Origin of the sequence: Pseudomonas sp. 43mfcvi1.1 (assembly GCF_900115935.1) — a bacterium.
Classification (GTDB): Bacteria; Pseudomonadota; Gammaproteobacteria; order Pseudomonadales; family Pseudomonadaceae; genus Aquipseudomonas; species Aquipseudomonas bijieensis.
Genome location: NZ_UETT01000007.1, coordinates 98659 through 119347, shown reverse-complemented (window position 1 = coordinate 119347; position 20689 = coordinate 98659). Strand labels below are relative to the sequence as shown.

Sequence of the window (20689 nt, the reverse complement as noted above, 5' to 3'; positions counted from 1 at the left end):
GATCGCCCTGCTGGCCGTGTGGAAAGCCGGTTGCGCCTATGTACCGCTGGATCCGGACTACCCGGTGACACGCCTGGCTTACATGCTCAGCGACAGCGCCCCGGCCGCCCTGCTTACCCAGGAACACCTGCGCGACCGGCTACCGTCTTTCGACGGCAGACCGTTGCTCAGCCTCGATGCACAATCGCAAGGGCTCGCGGCCTGGCAACAGGCCTGCGCAGACAACCCCGATGGCGCCGCGCTGGGTCAGCAACCCAGCGACCTGGCCTACCTGATCTACACCTCCGGTTCCACCGGACAGCCCAAAGGCGTCATGGTCGAACACCGCTCGGTGCTCAACCTCTGGGCCGGGTTGCGCCAACGCCTGGACGATCTGCCGCCCGGCACACGCTGCTCACTCAACGCCTCGGTCGCCTTCGATGCCTCGGTGCAGCAGCTCTGCCAATGGCTGAGTGGCCACTGCCTGGTGCTGGTCCCCAAACGTGTGCGCCTGGATGCCGGCGCCTTGCTCGGCTACCTGAGCGCCCAGCAGGTCACTGTATTCGATTGCACTCCAAGCCAGATGCAGGCCTTGCTCAAGCACCGACAAACGCTGGCATCGGCCGTACCGTTGCCGCGGCGCATCCTGCTCGGCGGCGAAGCGGTGCCCAGCGAGTTGTGGACGCAGTTGGCCAGCGAGCACGAGGTACGGGTGTTGAACGTCTACGGCCCCACCGAATGCACGGTCGACACCACCAGCGCCTGGCTCGATCACCATTCGCAGCCAAGCCTCGGCCAGCCGCTGCCCAATACCCAGGTGCAGGTGCTCGATGGCCATGGCCGACGCGCGCCGTTGGGGGTGGCAGGGGAAATTCATATTGGTGGCTATGGCGTGGCCCGTGGTTACTGGCAACGCGAGGACCTGACCCGCGAGCGCTTCATTGTCGACCCGTTTACCCGCCAGCCGGGCGCGCGGCTCTATCGCACCGGCGACCTCGGACGCTGGGAGCTGGACGGCAGCCTCAGCTACTTGGGGCGCACGGACTTTCAAGTGAAGATCCATGGGCACCGCATCGAGCTGGGTGAAATCGAAAGCCACCTACTGGCGCTGCCCGGCGTGCGCCAGGCCGTGGTGGTGGGGCGCGCCGACCGCCATGGCGTGACGCGCCTGGTCGCCTACCTTCAGGGCTCGGCCCTGCCAACCCCGAGCCAGGCACGCACCACCCTCGGTGAACGCTTGCCCGATTACATGCTGCCTAGCGCGTATGTGCGCCTGGACAGCTTGCCGCTGACCGCCAACGGCAAGCTCGACCGCAACGCCCTGCCTGAACCTGACGCCCAGGCCTACGTGCAAACGCACTATGAAGCCCCCCAAGGCGAGGTGGAGATCACCCTGGCGGCGCTCTGGTGCGAGCTGCTGAATGTCGAGCGGGTCGGTCGCCACGACAATTTCTTCGCCCTGGGCGGTCACTCGTTGATCGCCATGAGTCTGGTCGAACGCATGCGCAAACACCGCTTGCGGGTGGATATCAGCCAACTGTTCACCGCCCCGACCCTGGCAGGTCTGGCCGCGGCCACTACCCCTTTGAAGGAGATGCTCCTGTGACTGCGGCTCAACTGCTGGCTCTGCTCAAACAACGTGGCGTGACCCTGTCATTGCGTGGCGATCAATTATCGGTGGTGGCCGACGACCAGGTCCTGGCCGACCAGGAGCTGATCGCGCTGCTGCGCAGCCACAAACCGGCACTGATCGAAGCCTTGCGCCAACCTGTCGCACTACCGCCCCTCGAGAGCGGATTGCCCAAGGGCACCACGCACATTACCCCGGCGATGTTCGACCTCTGCCAGTTGGACGAAGCCCAGCTCGCCAGCATCGTCGCCGGCGTACCAGGCGGCGCCGCCAATATCCAGGACATCTACCCACTGGTGCCCTTGCAAGCGGGCATTCTGTTTCATCACCTGCTTCAACAGCGCGGCGACACCTATCTGCTCAACGTGCTGCTGGCCTTCGACGACGAGCCCTGTTTGCAGCGCTTCATGGACGCGCTCAACCAAGCCATCGCCCGCCATGACATCCTGCGCACCGCCTTGGCCTGGGAGGGCCTCGATGAACCGGTGCAGGTGGTCTGGCGCCAGGCGCCGCTGGCGCTGGAACTGATCAACCCCGCCCAGGCCGATGTCGAGGCTGCATTGCGCGCCCACACCGATCCACGGCAGCGGCGCCTGGACCTGCGCCAGGCGCCCTTGATGCGCGCGGTGGCCGCCGAGGACCCACGCGCCGGACGCTGGCTGTTGCAACTGTTGCACCACCACGCGGTGATGGACCACACCTCGCTGGAACGGCTGGTTCGGGAGGTCGCGGCGATCCAGCAAGGTCGGCTGGCCGAACTGCAACCACCACAGCCGTTCCGCGATTTCGTGCTGCGCGCTCGCCAGGGGCTGAGCGAAGCGCAACATGCCGCGTTCTTCACCGAACTGCTGGGCGATATCGATGAACCCACCGCACCGTGCGGGCTGCTCGACGTACGCGGCGATGGCAGCCAGGTCCAGACCCTGGAGGCACCGCTGGCGATCGATCTGAGTCGCCGGATCCGTCTGCTCGCACGCAACCTGGGCGTCAGTAGCGCCAGTCTGTTGCACCTGGCCTGGGCCCTGGTCCTGGGCAAGACCAGCGGCCGCGACGATGTGGTGTTCGGCACGGTGATGTTCGGTCGTTTGCTCGGCGCCGGCGAAGCCGCGACCGCCATGGGGCTGTTCATCAATACCCTGCCATTGCGGGTGCGCCTGGAGGTGCCGGTGGAACAGGCGCTGCGCGACACCCACGCGCTGCTCAGTCGGTTGATTGCCCACGAGCACGCGCCCCTCGGCCTGGCCCAGCGTTGCAGTGCCTTGCCCAGTGGCACGCCGCTGTTCTCGGCGTTGCTCAACTACCGGCATAGCACTGCCACCGAGCACGCCCCAATGCTGGCCGGCATGCGCGTACTGGGGGGCGAGGAACGCACCAACTACCCATTCAACTTGTCAGTGGACGATCTGGGCGAAGGTTTTTCGCTGAGCCTGCAAATCGACGCCCAGGTCGGTGCCGAACCGGTGCTCGACTGGCTCAACACAGCGCTGCAGAACCTGCTGGAGGCCCTCGAACGGCATCCACAGACTCTGGCGTGCCAACTTTCGGTGTTGCCTGGTGCGCAACAGGAACGGCTGTTACGCACCTTCAACGCCACCACCCGCGCCCTTCCTGGCCCGGGCTTGCTGCACCTGGCACTGGAGCAACAGGCCGAGCGGCAACCACAAGCCATCGCCGCACGTTTCGAGGCCGCCGATGGCTCGAGTCCGCTGACCTATGGGCAGCTCAATGCCCAGGCCAACCGGTTGGCGCACCGTCTATTGCAGGCCGGGGTCGAGCCGGACAGCCGTGTCGCGATCTGTCTGGAACGCGGCCCGCACCTGCTGATCGCCCTGCTCGGGATTCTCAAGGCCGGCGCCGCCTATGTGCCGTTGGATCCGGCGTATCCCCGGGAACGTTTGCTGCACATGCTCGAAGACAGCGCGCCGCGGGCACTGTTGACACTTCGCGCCCTGCAATCCAGCGTTTCAGCGCCCAGCGGTTGCGAGCTGCTGTGCCTGGACGACCCCCATACCCAGGCCAGCCTGGCCGAACTCCCCAGCGACAACCCCGACCCAGCTAGCCTGGGCCTGACCAGCGCGCACCTGGCCTACGTGATCTACACCTCAGGGTCCACGGGCACACCCAAGGGCGTGATGATCGAGCACCGCAACGCCTGCAACTTGTTGAACTGGGCGCTGCACGCATTCGACGCGGTCAGCCTGCGGGACAGCCTGTTTGCCACTTCGATCAACTTCGACCTGGCGGTGTTCGAGTATTTCGTCCCTCTGGCCGCTGGTGCGACCTTGCACGTGGCCCGCAATGCCCTGGCCTTGCTCGACTGCCCGGTGCCGGTGACGTTGATCAACAGCGTGCCTTCGGCGCTTGACGCGCTGGTCGGTGCCCAGGCGATCCCGGCCTCGACGCGTGTGGTCAACCTGGCCGGCGAGCCCCTCAAGCAGAGCCAGGTCGAGCAAGTGTTCGCCCACAGCGCGGTGCAGCGCCTGTGCAACCTGTACGGTCCTTCGGAAACCACCACGTATTCGACCTGGGTATCGATGAGCCGCGAGCAGGGTTTCGTGCCCGGTATCGGACGGCCGCTGGACAACACCCAGGTGTACATCCTCGATGCCCATCGGCAGTTGGTACCGCTGGGCGTGGTCGGGGAGCTCTATATCGGCGGCGCCGGGGTCGCCCGTGGCTACCTGAATCGGCCAGCACTGAGCGCAGAGCGCTTCCTGGAGGACCCGTTCGCCACCCAGCCCGGCGCAAGGATATACCGCACCGGAGACCTGGGCCGCTGGACCGCCGAGGGTCAGCTCCTCTACCTGGGGCGCAACGACTTCCAGGTCAAGGTGCGTGGCTATCGCATCGAGCTGGGGGAAATCGAAGCGGCCCTGGGCCGGGTGTCGGGCGTGCAGCACGCTGTGGTGATCGCTCGGGAAGATGTGGCCGGGGACCCACGCCTGGTGGCGTACTGGGTGGCCCAGCCAGGCGTGTCGGTGTCCGAGGTACAACTGCGCGACGCCCTGGCCGCTGGCCTGCCGGAGTACATGCAGCCCAGCGCTTACGTCGCCTTGTCGGCCTTGCCGCTGACGCCCAATGGCAAGCTCGATCGCAGCGCCCTGCCCGCGCCCGAGCAGGGCGCGCCCGGGCACTTCGAACCGCCCCAAGGCCCACTGGAAATCCAGTTGGCGGCCATTTGGAGCCGTTTGTTGGGGTTGCCACGGGTCGGTCGGGACGAGCATTTTTTCCAAGTTGGCGGCCATTCACTGCTGGCAGTGCAGTTGATTTCCCAACTGCGTCAGCAACTGCGGATCGAGCTACCGCTGGCCTGCGTGTTCGACCAGCCAACCCTGCAGCGTCAGGCCCAGGCTATCGAAGCCTTGGCCGCGTCCGGACAATACGGTGCGGCGCCCATCCCGGCCGTTGCGCGGCCCGCACGGCTGCCGCTGTCGTTTGCCCAGCAGCGCTTGTGGTTTATCGCCCACCTGGATGCCCAGGCCAGCGCCGCCTACCACATGGCCGGTGGTCTGCATTTGCGCGGAGCGTTACACGAATCGGCATTGCGCGCTGCACTGTCGCGCATCGTTGAGCGGCATGAAGCCTTGCGCACCCGTTTCGTGTCCGAAGGTGGTGAACCGGTCCAGGTCATCGCCCCACCGCAGGCCTTCGTCATGCCCAACGAAGACCTGCGCGGCCAGCCACAGGCGATATTCCAGGCCCGCTGCGCCGCCGAAGCACAGGCGCCATTCGACCTGGCGCGCGGCCCGTTGATTCGCGCGCGCCTGTTGCGCCTGGCCGAACAGGAGCACGTCCTGCTGGTCACCTTGCACCACATCGTCGGCGATGCCTGGTCGCTGGGGGTACTCACCCGCGAACTGACCGAACTGTACCGGGCCTTTGTCCTGGACCAGGCCGACCCGCTGCCGCCGCTGGCCATCCAGTACGCCGACTACGCCCTGTGGCAACGCTCACCGCGCCAGGCGCAACGAATCGCCGAACAACTGGCTTACTGGCGCACCCAGCTCGAAGACGCCCCGCCACTGTTGAACCTGACCTTGGACCGGCCACGTCCGGCGCACCAGGATTTCACCGGTGCCAGCCTGGAAGTCAGCATCGACGCAGGTTTGGTCCAGTCCATCAAACAGCTGAGCGACCGGCACGGCAGCACCTTGTTCATGACCGTCCTGGCCGCCTGGTCGATCGTGCTGGCGCGGTTGTCCGGGCAGAATGACCTGGTGATCGGCTCGGTGCTGGCGAACCGGACCCGTGCCGAAGTCGAGCCGCTGATCGGCTTTTTCGTCAACACCCAAGCGTTGCGTGTACGGCTCGACGAGGCCGGTCAGGTTGCGCAACTGCTCGCCCAGGTGCGGCGCACCGCGCTGGACGCCCAGGCCCATCAGGAGGTCGCCTTCGAGCATCTGGTCGAGGCCTTGAATCCAAGCCGTTCGCTGGCCCACAGCCCGATCTTCCAGGTCATGTTCGCCTGGCAGAACGCTCCGCAACCGAGCCTGGCGCTGGGCGCCCTGGAATTGACGCCGCTGAGCACCGACGAAGACAGCGCCAAATTCGACCTGACCCTGAACCTGCACGAACGCGACGGCGTGATTGGCGGTCGGTTGACCTATGCTACGGCGCTGTTCGAGGCCAGCACCGTGCAGCGGCATTGGCAGGCCCTGTGCGCCACGTTGCAGGCCATGGTCGACGATGACCAGCAACCCCTCGATGGGCTGTCGATTCTCGGCGCAGCCGAGCGCGAACACGTGCTGCATGCCTTCAATGCCAGCGCCCTCGATTACCCGTCAAGCGAGTCGCTACACACGTTATTCGAGGCCCAGGTACAGCGCCGCCCCGAGGCGACGGCGGTGCAGGATGGCGACCACTCGCTAAGCTATCGTCAGCTCGACCATTACGCCGAACAACTGGCGAACTGGCTGGCCGAACACGGCGTGCGACCGGGTGATCGGGTGGCCCTGCGCCTGGACCGTGGCCCGCGTCTGGTCGCGACAATCCTGGCGATTCTGAAAAACGGCGCAGCCTATGTGCCCATCGACACGGCCACCCCGCTGGAGCGGCAACGTACCCTACTGCACGATTGCGGCAGTGCCTGGTTGCTCACCGACGAACCGCCCTCGAGCGTGCTCGACCCGACGGTCCGACACCTGGCCTTGGCAGCCTGGGAAAACACCCTGGCCCAGGGCTCTCTCGCCACGCCGCGCCAGCATCCCTCGGTGTCTGCCGAAGCGACCGCCTACATCATGTATACCTCCGGCTCCACTGGCGCGCCCAAGGGTGTGCAAGTCCCCCACCGTGCGGTTACCCGGCTGGTGCGCAACAACGGTTTCGCCGAGTTCAACGCCCAGGACCGGATTGCCCTGGCCGCCAACCCGGCGTTCGATGCCAGCACCCTGGAGATCTGGGGCGCATTGCTCAACGGCGGCTGCCTGGTGGTCTGCCCACGCGATACCCTGCTCGACGTTGCGCGTTTCAATGAGCATCTGCTGCACCATGAAGTCAGCGTGCTGTGGCTCACCGCCGGGCTCTTTCATCAGTTTGCCGAACCCTTGGCCCCGGCATTTCGCAACCTGCGCTACCTGATGGTCGGCGGCGATGTGCTCGACCCTCGGCGCATCGCCCAGGTGCTGCGCCACTCGCCGCCCCAACATCTGCTCAACGGCTATGGGCCGACCGAAAGCACTACTTTTGCCACCACCCACCGCATCACCCTTGAAGACGCTCTGAACGGCGATATTCCCATCGGCAAACCCATCGGCAACACCCAGGTCTACGTGCTCGACGAACAGCGCCGTCCGCTGCCCATTGGCGTCGCTGGCGAGCTGTACATCGGCGGTGACGGGTTGGCCCTGGGCTACTTGAACCAGCCGCAACTGAGCGAACAACGCTTCGTGCCCAACCCGTTCCAGCCGGGCTCGCGTCTGTATCGCACCGGCGACTTGGCTCGCTGGCGCGCCGACGGTGTGCTGATGTTCCTGGGACGTAACGACTTCCAGGTCAAGATCCGTGGCTTTCGCATCGAACTGGGCGAGATCGAAGCGCAGCTCAAGGCCTTGCCCGAGGTGAGCGAAGCCGTGGTCCTGGCCGATGCCCAGCAACGTCTGCTGGCCTATTTCACCGCCACCACAGCCCAGGAACCGAGCGAATTGCGCACGCGCCTGGCCGCCGTGCTGCCGGACTACATGCTGCCCGCGGCCTTCGTCCAGGTGGACAGTTTTGCCCTGACCGCCAACGGCAAACTGGACCGTCGTGCCCTGCCCGACCCCGCCGAAAATCATTTCGCCCAGCAACGCTACGAGGCGCCGCAAGGGCCAGTGGAAACCCGCCTGGCCGAGCTTTGGGCCCAGGTCCTTGGCGTGCCGCACGTGGGACGCCAGGACAACTTCTTTGCCCTGGGTGGGCACTCGCTGCTGGCGGTGCAACTGGTCGAACACATGCGTGCCGAAGACTGGGCCATTGATGTTCGCACCCTGTTCGGTGCGCCCACCATCGCCGCACTGGCCACGGCGCTGGCGCACCGCGAAACGCCCCCCAGCCATGATCCCGAGGTACTGGGAGCGTCCCTGCCGTTGGGCTGCACCCACATCACGCCTGAGTTGTTGCCGTTGGTGGAATTGACCCAGGCGCAGATCGACCGCATCGTCGCCAGCGTCGAGGGCGGCGCGGCCAACGTGCAGGACATCTATCCCCTGGCGCCGCTGCAGGAAGGCCTGTTCTTTCACTATTTGTTGCAAGACGAAGGCGACACCTACCTGCTGCACACCACCCTGGCCTTCAGCGACGAAGCTCGACTGGACGCTTTTTGCCTGGCGCTGCAACAAGTCATCGCCCGCCACGACATTTTGCGCACCGCCCTGGCCTGGGAAGACCTGGAGCAACCCGTGCAGGTGGTCTGGCGGGAGGCGCCGCTGCCCATCGAGATCCTGCGCATTACCGAAGCCGATGCGCTCGCTCAACTACAGGCCCACACCAATCCCCGGCAACGGCGCCTGGACATCCGCCAGGCGCCGCTGCTACGGGTGGTGAAGGCGTTCGACGCCGGCCAGCAACGTTGGTTGCTGCAGGTCTTGCACCATCATTTGGTGCTGGACCACACCACCCTGGAACGCATGGTCGAGGAAATCGTGCTGATCCAGCAGGGCCGCGAGGCGCAGTTGCGCGCACCGGTACCGTTCCGGACCTTCGTCGGGCACGCCCGGCGCGGCCAGGACAGCGCCCGACAGCAGGCTTTTTTTCAAACCATGCTCGCCGACGTCAGCGAACCCACCGCCCCGTTTGGCCTGCTGGATGTGCAAAATACCGGTGAAATCGACGAGGCCCACGGGTCGCTGGACCCCACGCTGGCGCTCGCCCTGCGCCAGGCGGCGCGGCGCCATCAGGTGAGTGTCGCCAGTCTGTTTCACCTGGCCATGGCGCTGGTGTTGGGCAAGGCCACCGGACGCGCCGACGTGGTATTCGGCACTGTCTTGCTCGGTCGTTTGCAAGGCGTGCAAGGCGCCGATCAGGCATTGGGGGTTTTCATCAATACCTTACCGTTGCGCATCGGCTTCGCGCAGAGCTCGGTAAGCGACAGCCTGCAACGTACTCATCAGGCCTTGCTGGGGTTGCTCGAACATGAGCACGCACCGTTGACCATGGCCCAGCGCTGCAGCGGCGTGCCGGCCAGCACGCCGTTGTTTTCCGCGCTGTTGAATTTTCGCTACAGCCTGGAAGACACGCCACACCAAAGTGTCGAGGGCATGCAAGTGTTGAGCAGCGCTGAACGCACCAACTATCCCTTCACCGTTTCGGTGGACGACCTTGGCCAAGGCTTCGGCGTGACTGCGCAAATTGCCGGTTCGGTGGGGGCGCAACGGGTCTGGTCCTTCCTGCACCGTGCCCTCGCCAGCCTGGTCGAAGCCCTGGATCACAACGCGCAACAGCTCGCCCAAACCCTCGACGTCCTGCCGGCGGACGAGCATCAGCGCTTGGCCCGGTTCAACGCCACGCAGCGTACGCAGCCCGAACGTGCCTTGCTGCACCAGCGCTTCGAAGCACAGGCTCGCTTGACCCCGGAGGCTGAGGCGGTGCGTTGCAAGGGGCGCGTGCTCAGCTACGGACAGCTCGACCGCCAGGCCAATCGCCTGGCTCGGCAACTGCAAGCACTGGGTGTCGGGCCCGAGGCACGGGTCGGTGTTCACTTGCGCCGCTGTCCGGAATTGATCGTCGCGCTGCTGGCCGTGCTCAAGGCGGGCGGCGCGTACGTTCCGCTGGACCCGGCCTACCCGACTCAACGTCTGGCCTACATGCTCGACGACAGTGCCCCCGTGGCAGTGCTGACGATGGGCGACGCGCCGCTGGGCCTCACCCTCGCCGCTACCTGCCGGCAGCTCAATGTCGACGAGGCCTTGCACACCGGCGACACGACGCCGTTAGCTGTGGCGTTGGAGGCCAGCCACCTGGCCTACATGATCTACACCTCCGGCTCTACCGGGCAACCCAAGGGGGTGATGATCGAACACCGCAACGCGCGCAATTTCCTCGACTGGGCCCTGCGTAGCTTTAGCGCTGAAACCCTTGCCCACAGCCTGTTCAGCACTTCGATCAACTTCGACTTGTCGGTGTTCGAATGCTTCGCGCCGTTGTCCTGCGGCGGCACCCTCGAACTGGTCGACGACGCCCTTGCCCTGCTTGAGCACCGTCCCGCCCTGAGCCTGCTCAACAGTGTGCCGTCGGCCGTTGACGCCTTGCTGCGCGCCGATGCGCTGCCGGACTCGCTGGGCATCGTCAACCTCGCCGGCGAAGCGCTGCCGCGACACTTGGTCGAGCGGCTGTTCGCCCATGGCGCGGTGCACCAGGTCAACAACCTCTATGGCCCGACCGAGACCACGGTCTATTCGACCTGGGCCTCGATGGACCGCGCGCGCGGCTTTGTCCCGCACATTGGCCGGCCCATCGACAATACTCAGGTGCACGTGTTGGATGACGCGGGGCAACCATTGCCGGTGGGCGTGACTGGCGAGTTGTATATCGGCGGGGCCGGCGTGGGGCGTGGCTACCATCGGCGGCCCGAACTGACCCGCGAGCGCTTCCTGCCCGACCCGTTCAGTACCGAGCCGACGGCGCGGCTGTACCGCACTGGCGACTTGGGTTTCTGGGACGCCGACGGCCAGTTGCATTACCTGGGGCGCAACGATTTCCAGGTCAAGATTCGTGGTTTTCGCATCGAACTGGGGGAAATCGAAGCGGCTCTGCTCGCGCTTCCACACGTGGCCGCCGCAGCAGTGCTGGCGGTCCAGCGTAATGGTCGCGAGCCCGCGCTGGTGGCCTATGCCGTGGCGACGGCGGACGCAGCGCCGTTGACGCCAACGGCGCTGCGCGAGGCCCTGGCGAGCCGCTTGCCGGGGTACATGGTGCCAGCGCTGGTCGTGCCCCTGGACACGCTGCCCCTGACCCCCAACGGCAAACTCGACCGCGCCGCCTTGCCGGTGCCCGGCGAAGACGCCTGGACCGCCCAGGCCTACGAAGCGCCAAGCGGTGAACAGGAGACACTCATGGCCGAGATCTGGCGCGACCTGCTGGGCGTTGCCCAGGTGGGTCGTCATGACCATTTCTTCGAACTCGGCGGACACTCGCTGCTGGCGGTGCAATGGGTCTCCCGGGTGCGCCAGCGCCTGGGGCTGGAATTGCCCCTGGCGACCTTGTATGCGCACCCGACCGTGGCCGCGCTGGCCAGCGTCATGGGCAATGCGACGCGCAGCGCCCTGGCGCCGATCACGGTGCTGCCGCAGAGCGTTGCGCGTCCCTTGTCGTTTGCCCAGCAACGTCTATGGTTCATCGCCCGCCTGGATGCGCAGGCGAGCGCCGCCTACCACATCAGCGGCGCCCTGCGCCTGGATGGCGAACTGGACGAAGCGGCGCTGCGCAACGCCTTGACGCGCATCGTCGAACGCCACGCCGTGCTGCGTACCCGTTTCGTCGAGCAGGATGCGGAAGTCCGCCAGGTCATCGACGCGCAGCCGCGCCTGGCGTTCGCCTGCCTGGCGCTGGACGCTAGCGACCCGGCCCGCCTGCAACAAGTCATGGCCAGCGAAGCTGCCCGGCCGTTCTCATTGAGCGAGGGCCCGTTGCCACGGGTGCTGCTGGTGCGGCAGAGCCCTTGCTGCCACGTGCTGCACGTGACCCTGCACCACATCATCGCCGACGGCTGGTCCATCGGGGTGCTGATCGACGAACTGTCGACCTTGTACAAAGCGTTCCGCCAGGGCGCGGCGGATCCGCTTCCGGCCTTGGCGATCCAATACGCCGACTATGCCGCCTGGCAACGCGATTGGCTGGCCGGCGAGCGTCGTACCGAGCAGTTGGCCTATTGGCTCGAACACCTGCGCGATGCGCCCGAGCGGGTCGACCTGCCCAGCGATCGTCCACGGCCCCCCCGCCAGGACTTCGCCGGTGCGCGGTTGACGGTCGCACTCGATGAGCCGACCAGCGCTGCGATCAAGGACTTGAGTCGCCGCCACAGCACGTCGCTGTACATGACCTTGCTGGCGGCCTGGGCGATTGTGGTCGGGCGCCTGGCCGGCCAGGAACGCGTGGTGATCGGCACTCCGGTCGCCAACCGCACACGCAGCGAAGTCGAGCCGTTGATTGGCTTTTTCGTCAACACCCAGGCGCTGTGCATCGACCTGGCCGGGCAACCGGACGTCAGCCAGTTGCTGGCCCAGGTGCGTGAGCACGCGCTGCAGGCCCAGGCGCACCAGGACGTGCCGTTCGAGCATGTGGTCGAAGCCCTCAACCCGCCCCGCTCGCTGGCACACAGCCCGGTGTTCCAATTGATGTTCGCCTGGCAGAACGCCCCACGCAGCGCGCTGGACCTCGATGGCCTGAGCCTGACCAGTCTGGCCGCCGAGCAGGTCACTGCGCCTTTCGATCTGTCCCTGGAACTCTATGAGGCCGAGGGGCGCATCGTCGGCGGGCTCAACTACGCTACTGCGCTGTTCGATGCCGCCAGCGTGCATCGGCATTGGCGCTACCTGGTCAACGTGTTGCGCCAGCTGTGCGCCGACGACCGCCAACCGCTGGCCCGCCTGTCGTTGGTCGATGCCCAGGAGCGCGAGCACCTGCTGCACGGCCTCAACCCGGCGCCAACCGCCTACCCGCAGGCCGGCTGGGTGCACCAACCGTTCGAGCGCCAGGCGCTGTTGCAGCCCGACGCCATCGCGGTCGAACTGCATGGACGCGGGCTGAGTTACGCTGAACTCGATCGCCAGGCCAATCACCTGGCCTGGCAGATGAGCGAGCTGGGCGCGGGCCCCGGCCAACGCGTGGCGATCCATCTGCCGCGCAGCCTGGAGATGGTGCTGGCCCTGGTCGCCACCCTCAAGACCGGGGCGGCCTACGTGCCGCTCGACCCGAGTCAGCCCCTCGCACGCCGGCAAGGCATCATCGAGGATTGCCAGCCGTGCCTGCTGCTGTGGGATGCGCAGCGCGTCGAAGCGTTGCAATGCAGCGACCGTTGCACGCCGCTGTCGGTGCGCTTGGCGGCAACGGCGATGCAGGCACCCTCCGCGCCATCGCTCGGGCAACCGAGCCCCGATGACCTGGCCTATGTCATGTACACCTCCGGCTCCACCGGCCTGCCCAAGGGGGTCGCCATGGGCCATCTGGCGTTGAGCAACCTGCTGGCCTGGCAGGCCGAACAGCCGTTGCCCGGCCCGGCTCGTACCCTGCAATTCGCCGCGCTGGGATTCGATGTCGCGTTTCAGGAGGTTTTCTCCACCCTGGGCAGCGGCGGCACCCTGGTGTTACTGGACGAAGCCCAGCGCCTGGACCTCGCGAGCCTGCCGCGCTGGCTCGGCCAGGCGCGTATCGAGCGTTTGTTCCTGCCCTACATCGCCCTGGCAGCGATGGCCGACAGCTGGGCCGACGCCCCGCTTGAACTGCCCATGCTGCGGGACGTGATTGTCGCGGGCGAGGCGCTGCGCATCACCGGCGCGTTACGCACATTGTTCAGGCACCATCCCCACGCGCGCCTGCACAACCACTATGGCCCGACCGAAACCCATGTGGTGTGTACCCACACCCTGCCCGACGATCCGGACCAATGGCCGGACGTACCGGTGATCGGACGGCCGATTGCCAATACCCAAGTGTGCCTGCTCGATGCCCATGGCCAATGGGTGCCCCAAGGCGCTGTCGGCGAACTGCATGTCACCGGCGTGGCCCTGGCCCAAGGCTACTTGAACCGTCCCGAGCTGACCGCCGAGCGGTTTATCGAGCCGCCGTTCGACGCCACTCCCGGCGCGCGTCTGTACAAGACCGGCGACCTGGCCCGCTGGACCACCGAAGGGACGCTGCAGTACCTGGGGCGCAATGACTTCCAAGTGAAGATTCGCGGTTATCGGGTTGAACTGGCCGAGGTGGAAAGCCGACTCGATCAATTGCCCGGGCTGCGCGAATCGGTGGTCGTCGTGCTACCGGCGGACCACGGCGACCCGCGCCTGGTCGCCTATTTCAGCGCCGAGCAGACCTTGTCGCCGCTGGACCTGCGCAGCCAACTGAGTGAGCGCCTGCCCGAGTACATGTTGCCCAGCGCCTATGTACAACTGCATGCCCTGCCGCTGACCAGCAATGGCAAGGTCGATCGCCAACGCTTGCCGGCGCCAGCCCCCGAGGCATTTGCGCAAACAGAATACAGCCAGCCCGAGGGCGAGCTGGAAATGACCCTCGCGGCGATCTGGAGCGAGTTGCTGGGTGTCGCATCCATCGGTCGCGAAGACGACTTCTTCGCCTTGGGCGGACACTCGCTGCTGGCATTGCGGTTGCTCGCACAAGTGCGCCATCGACTGGGCCTGGAAGTGCCGCTCTCGGCGGTCTTCGCCCAACCGCGCCTGCACGCGTTGGCGGCAGTGCTGGCCGACGCCGGGCGCAGTCGCTTGGAACCGTTGCAGGAAGCCGACCGCAGCCAGCCCCTGCCACTCTCGTTCGCCCAGCAAAACCTCTGGCTGATCCAGCAACTCAACCCGGACTCGACAGCAGCCTTCAACATGCCGGCGGGCTTGCGCCTGCGCGGCAAGCTCGACATCGAGGCGCTGCGCCGCAGCCTGGATCGCATCGTGGCGCGCCACGAAAGCCTGCGGACCCGGTTCGTGAGCCTTGCCGGTCAAGCGCGGCAGGTGATCGACCCACCACGGGCATTGGCCCTGGACGTACTAGACCTGAGCGCGCCCGGCGCGGCGGATTGGCAGGTGCTGTGCGCCGAGGAAGCCGGCCGACCGTTCGACTTGACCTGTCAGTGGCCGATCCGCGCACGCCTGTTGCGCCTGGATGTCGACGATCATGTCGTGCTGGTGACGGTGCATCACCTGGTCTCGGACGGCTGGTCCATGGGCGTGCTCACCGACGAGTTCTCCCGTCTCTACCAGGCTTTCAGTCAGGATCAGGTCGATCCCTTGCCGCCCCTGGCGCGCCAGTACGGCGATTACACGCTGTGGCAACGCCAATGGCTGCAGGCGGACGAATTGCAACGCCAACGTGCCTATTGGCAGGCCCACCTGGACGGCGCGCCGACCTGCGTGACCCTGCCCACCGACCGCCCGCGTCCGACTCGACAGGACTACGCTGGGGCGAGCCTGCCGGTGCGTATCGATGCCGAACTGAGCCATGGGCTCAAGGCCCTTGGACGGCGCCATGGCACCACCTTGTACATGACCTTGATGGCGGCCTGGGCCGTGGTGGTCAGTCGGCTGTCGGGCCAGGCCGAGGTGGTGATCGGCTCACCTGTCGCCAACCGCAACCGGGTCGAGCTGGAGCCGCTGATCGGCTTCTTCGTGAACTTCCAGGCCTTGCGCATCGACCTGGGCGACGCGCCTCGGGTGGGTGCGCTGCTGGCCCAGGTCAAGGGCCTGGCGCTGGCCGCCCAAGAGCATCAGGACCTGCCGTTCGAGCAAGTGATCGAAGCGCTCAATCCACCGCGTTCGCTGGCTCATAACGCGATTTTCCAACTGATGCTGGCCTGGCAGAACGCTCCACAGGGCAACCTCGACCTGGGCAACGGACTGCAATTGCACAGCGTCGGCGCGCCGGTCAGCACGGCCAAGTTCGACCTGGCCCTGGATGTCCATGAAGCGGGCGATGTCATCGAGGGTGGCTTCAACTACGCCACCGCGCTGTTCGATGCCGACACCGTGGCCCGTCACTGGCAGGCGCTGTTGGCCGTGCTGCGGGCCATGGTCGACGACGATCGCCGGGCCGTGACCCGCATTGACCTGCTCAGCCCGGCCGAGCGCGAGCAGTTGCTGCATGGCTTCAATCCGGCGCTGGCGCTGGCGGCCCCGAGCTGCGAACGATTGCACCAACGTTTCGAGGCCCAGGTCGCACGTCGGGGGGACGCCGTCGCGCTCCAATACGAGAGCCTGACCCTCAGCTACCGGGCGCTCAACGAGCGGGCCAATCGCCTGGCCCATCGCCTGCGCGACCTGGACGTCGGCCCGGACAGCCGCGTGGCGATCCACGCCGAGCGCGGCATCGAAATGCTCATCGGCATACTCGCGGTCCTCAAGTCCGGAGGCGCCTATGTCCCGCTGGACCCGGTCTACCCGGCGCAGCGCTTGAACTTCATGCTCGACGACAGTACGCCACGGGTCCTGCTGACCCTGGCTGCGTTGCCTGAGACGCTGCAGGTCCCCGCGTCGTGCGCAGTGGTATCCCTGGACCCGGACACCGGTGAATGGGGGCATTTGTCCAGCATTGACCTGGCAGCCGATCCGCGAGCCAGTGACACGGACCTGGCCTACATCATTTACACCTCGGGCTCGACCGGCGTGCCCAAGGGCGTAATGATCGAGCATCGCGCGGTGATGCGGCTGTTCAGCGCTACCGACGCCTGGTTCGGCTTCAACGACCGGGACGTCTGGACCTTGTTCCACTCTTTCGCCTTCGACTTCTCGGTGTGGGAAATCTGGGGTGCGCTGCTGCACGGTGGCCGGTTGGTGGTGGTGCCCTACTTGACCTCGCGCAGCCCGGAGGATTTCTACCACCTGCTGGTGGACGCCGGCGTCACCGTGCTCAACCAGACCCCTAGCGCCTTTTATACCTGGATGAAACAGACCCGCGCCGAACCCCATCGGTTGCGCTGTGTCATCTTCGGTGGCGAGGCCCTGGATGCCGCCGCGCTGCGGCCCTGGTTCGAACGGCCGGACAGCCAGGCTACCCGCCTGGTGAACATGTACGGCATCACCGAGACCACTGTGCATGTGACCTACCAGCCGATCGAAGCCACCGACTGCCATGCCCAGGCCGGGCTGGCACCGATTGGCCGGCCCATCCCGGACTTGCGGGTCTACCTGCTCGATGCCCACGGCGAACTGGTACCACGAGGCGTGGTCGGCGAGCTGTATGTCGCCGGCCCAGGCCTGGCGCGCGGCTACCTGAATCAACCGGCGCTCGATGCCGAGCGCTTCCAGCCGGCGCGCTTTCTCGGCGGCCAAGGCGAGCGTCTCTACAAGACCGGCGATCTGGCACGCTGGACCGCCGACGGCACCTTGCACTACCTGGGCCGTAACGACCAGCAGGTCAAGGTGCGTGGCTTCCGCATCGAACTGGGCGAAATCGAAGCCCGGCTGAGTACCCTGGACGGCGTGCGCTCGGCGGTGGTGCTGGCGCGTCAGGACGATCCCGGCGATGCGCGCCTGGTCGCCTATCTGCTGGCCGAGCCGGGCCGGCACCTGGAGCCTGGGCAATTGCGCTCAGCACTGACCGGACAATTGCCAGCGCACATGTTGCCCAGCGCCTATGTGCAGCTGGAGCAATGGCCCTTGACCGCCAACGGCAAACTTGACCGGCGCGCCCTGCCGGCTCCCGATCAGCAAGCCTTGCAACAGCGTCCTTATGCGGCGCCACGCGGCACCACGGAAACGCGACTGGCGCAACTGTGGTCGCGACTGCTGGGCATCGAGCAGATCGGTCGTGACGACAACTTCTTCGCCCTGGGCGGGCATTCGTTGCTGCTCGTGCAACTGCTCGACGGCTTGCGCGCGCAGGGAATGGATGTGGCCATCGGCGCCCTGTTCAGCGCTGAAAGCCTCGCCGCGCTGGCCCGCGAGGTCGTTACGCTGGACGTTGCCAGCGTCGCGGCCCAAGGCCTGCTGTGCATTCGCGCCGGTTCGCCGGGTCGCGCGCCGCTGTTTTTCATCCATGAAGGCACGGGCGAGGCGTTGCCGTATGTCCGGCTAGCGCAGCATCTGGACCCGGAATGGGGGATCTATGCCGTGCAGGTCGCCGCCGAACTGGACGACGGCGTCGACAACACGACCTTGGCCAGACGCTACATCGAGCTGCTGCGCACGGTCCAACCGCACGGTCCCTATCAGCTCGCCGGCTGGTCGGCGGGCGGCGTGCTGGCCTATGAAATGGCCCGCCAACTGCTGGGCGAGGATTGCCCGGTAGCGTTCCTCGGGCTGATCGACAGCAGCCAGCCGGGCGTCCTGCGCGCCGCACCGTTGGCGCTGAGCTTCGACGAAGCCGGCCTGCGCCAGCAACTGATCGGGTACTTTGCGCACCACCGGGTCGGCGACAGCGCCGATGACCCTGCCCAGGACACCTGGCATGCCGGGCTCGATCTGGACGCGGTGATCGCTGCGGCCCAGGCACGGGGTTGGCTGCCAGCCGGTTTCGACCGCCAGGAGCTGAGCCGCCGAGCCCGTCTCAACCTGAACCTGCGCAATGCCATGGTTCGCTATCGGCCGGCGCCGCTAGGCCTGCCCGTGCACCTGTTCCGCGCCACATCGGCAGGCCCTGCGGGAAGTGGCTCGCGAGATCTGGCAGCCGACTGGCGCGCGCTGCTGGGGGCCGAGCTGGTCGAGCAGCGTATCGAGGGCGATCACTGGTCGATCATGCGCGACCCCGAGCATTTGCAACGGCTGGCGCAGGCTTTGGAGCAGGCGCTGGCGCGAGCCGAGCAGCGCCCTGCCAGTCCGTCGGGCGCGCGCGTCAGCCTGGTCCTGCAAACCGGCGCGCCGAACGCGCCCTGCCTGTTCATGATCCCCGGCGCCGGCGCGAATGTCGCCAGCTTCGTGCCCCTGGTCCGGCAACTGGACCCGCGATTGACGGTGATCGGCCTGCAAGCCCGTGGTTCCGACGGCCAGCGCGAGCCCCATGCCTCGGTGCAGGCTGCAGCCAGCGCTTATGTACGGGAAATCCGCGCGCAGGTTCCGAACGGTCCCTACTACCTGCTCGGGCACTCATTTGGCGGCTGGCTGGCCTTTGAAGTCGCCCGCCAATTGCACGCTGAGGGTACTGGGGTGGCACCGGTGCTGGTACTCGACAGTCGCGCGCCTGGCACGCGGTTGGCCAGTGATTCGCGTGGGGCCCTGGCGCACTATGTGGCATTGCTGGAGATGGAGGTCGGGTGTGAGCTGGGCCTCGACGTCGACAGCCTGGCCAAGCTGGAACCGGACGAGCAATGCGCCCGATTGCTGACGCGCATGCAAGCCGTCGGTTTGATGCCCGCGCAAGCCCGTGCCGATGCGTTGCGTGGTCCTTTGCGGGTGTTTTACGCCAACCTGGCGAAAGACTATCGACCGGCATCGGTCTATCCGGGCCCTGTGGTAGTGTTCAAGGCCGGGCGAGGTCATGGCGAAACCGAGGATGGCTGGGAGGCATTCGCCGGGGACTGTCAGCGCCACGTGCTTGAAGGGTGTGATCACCTGTCGATTCTCAAAGCGCCTGTGGCACGGACTTTGGCCGAGTACCTAAAACACTATTGGCCCGCGCTGGAGGCGTTTCAAACCCATGGAAATTGAGCATTCGGTGCGGCCCTGGGTATGGGCGTGGGCGGGTCAGGTCGTCTCCACCTTGGGGTCGGCCCTTGCGGCTTTCAGCCTGGGCATCTGGTTGTTGCAGCAGCACGCCAGTGTGACGGACTACGCCCTGGTCATCGCGCTGTCTGCGTTGCCGGGACTGCTCCTGGCACCCGTGGCGGGCTGGTTGGTGGACCGCTGTGAGGCGCGGGCGATCCTGCTCGGCGTCGAGGCCGGCAGCGGTTTCGCGGCGCTGATCCTCTGGTGGCTGTTCGAGCAAGGCGAGCTGGAACGGTGGCAGGTGTATGCCTTTGCCGCCGTCAATTCCAGTGGCCAGGTCATGCGCATGCTCACTTGCCAGGCAGCGATCCCGCGAATCTTGAGCAGTGCGCAAGCGATTGGCCGGGCCAACGGCCTGATGCAACTGATGGTCGGCTTGCCGCAACTGATCGCGCCCACCCTGGCGGCCCTGTTGCTGGACAGCGTTGGAGTCCCTGGACTGTTGTTGCTGGATGTCGGTGCGGTGCTGTTTTCCGCCGGCGTGCTCGGTTGGCTCGCCTGGGTGGCGACGGCGGTGCGCGCCACCGGCCAGGGGCGTGTCGTGGCCTTGGGCGGGTTGGCAGCCGTCTTGGCGGTGCTGCGCGGGCGTCCGGCGTTTTGCGCGTTGCTTGCCTACCTGGGCGTCGAGCATTTGATGCTCGGGCTGGCCTCGGTCCTGTTGGCACCCATGGTTTTGGAACGTTATTCGGTATTGGTGCTGGGCACGCTGATGACCTGCGGCGGCCTGGGCATGCTGGGTGGCTCATTGTGGGTGGTCGCCCGTCCACCACAGCGATTGATCCGCACGGTATTGCTCGCGGACCTGATGCTCGGCATCAGCATCCTGGGCATAGGTGTCAGTACCTCGCCGGTGGTTTTGTATGCGGCGGCATTCGTCGCCTTTGGCTGCTTTTCACTGAGCACCAGCAGCGACCAGAGCTTTTGGCAACGTAGCCTGCCCAACGCCATCCTCGGTCGGGTACTGTCAGCCCGGCAGATCGTCTGCCTGCTGGCCCTGCCGCTCGGGGCGCTGGGCGCGGGTGCGCTGGCCGACGGTTGGGCGATTCCATTGATGAGCCAAGGCAGCGAGCTGCAAGCCTGGCTGGCCCCCGTGCTCGGTATCGGCAAGGTCGGCGGCTTGAGCTTGCTCTTCGCCGTCGCCGGCCTGCTGTATGTGCTGCTGGCCGGCCTGGGATTGACCATCGCACCGTTTCGTCGGCTTGAGCCTGGGTGGGTTGCGTCCACCCAGGTCGTGGCCGAACCTGGCTGA

At 66.4% G+C, this 20689-nt stretch carries 3 protein-coding genes (1 of these 3 cut by a window edge); all 3 read left to right on the top strand.

Annotated elements, in window-relative coordinates; genetic code table 11:
- Tightly spaced (each overlapping or abutting the next), the 3 genes in view from DTP52_RS15285 to DTP52_RS15275 form a layout consistent with a single transcriptional unit that may run on beyond the window.
- Nucleotides 1-1585, top strand: partial view of a non-ribosomal peptide synthetase gene (locus DTP52_RS15285; protein WP_158285166.1) — the 3' portion only. Its footprint begins 8024 nt before the window's first position; the window shows 1585 of its 9609 coding nt (coding positions 8025-9609); the start codon falls outside the window, past its left edge; its stop codon occupies nucleotides 1583-1585.
- Nucleotides 1582-19383, top strand: coding sequence for a non-ribosomal peptide synthase/polyketide synthase (locus DTP52_RS15280; protein WP_109754096.1), 17802 nt, complete (start codon nucleotides 1582-1584; stop codon nucleotides 19381-19383). The genes DTP52_RS15285 and DTP52_RS15280 overlap by 4 nt, the downstream gene beginning before the upstream one ends.
- Nucleotides 19373-20689, top strand: a complete 1317-nt coding sequence (locus DTP52_RS15275) for an MFS transporter (protein WP_109754095.1) — start codon at nucleotides 19373-19375, stop codon at nucleotides 20687-20689. The genes DTP52_RS15280 and DTP52_RS15275 overlap by 11 nt, the downstream gene beginning before the upstream one ends.

Excerpts from the sequence above, each read along its gene's own strand:
- DTP52_RS15275 (WP_109754095.1), top strand. The coding sequence starts at position 19,373 with ATGGAAATTGAGCATTCGGTGCGGCCCTGGGTATGGGCGTGGGCGGGT.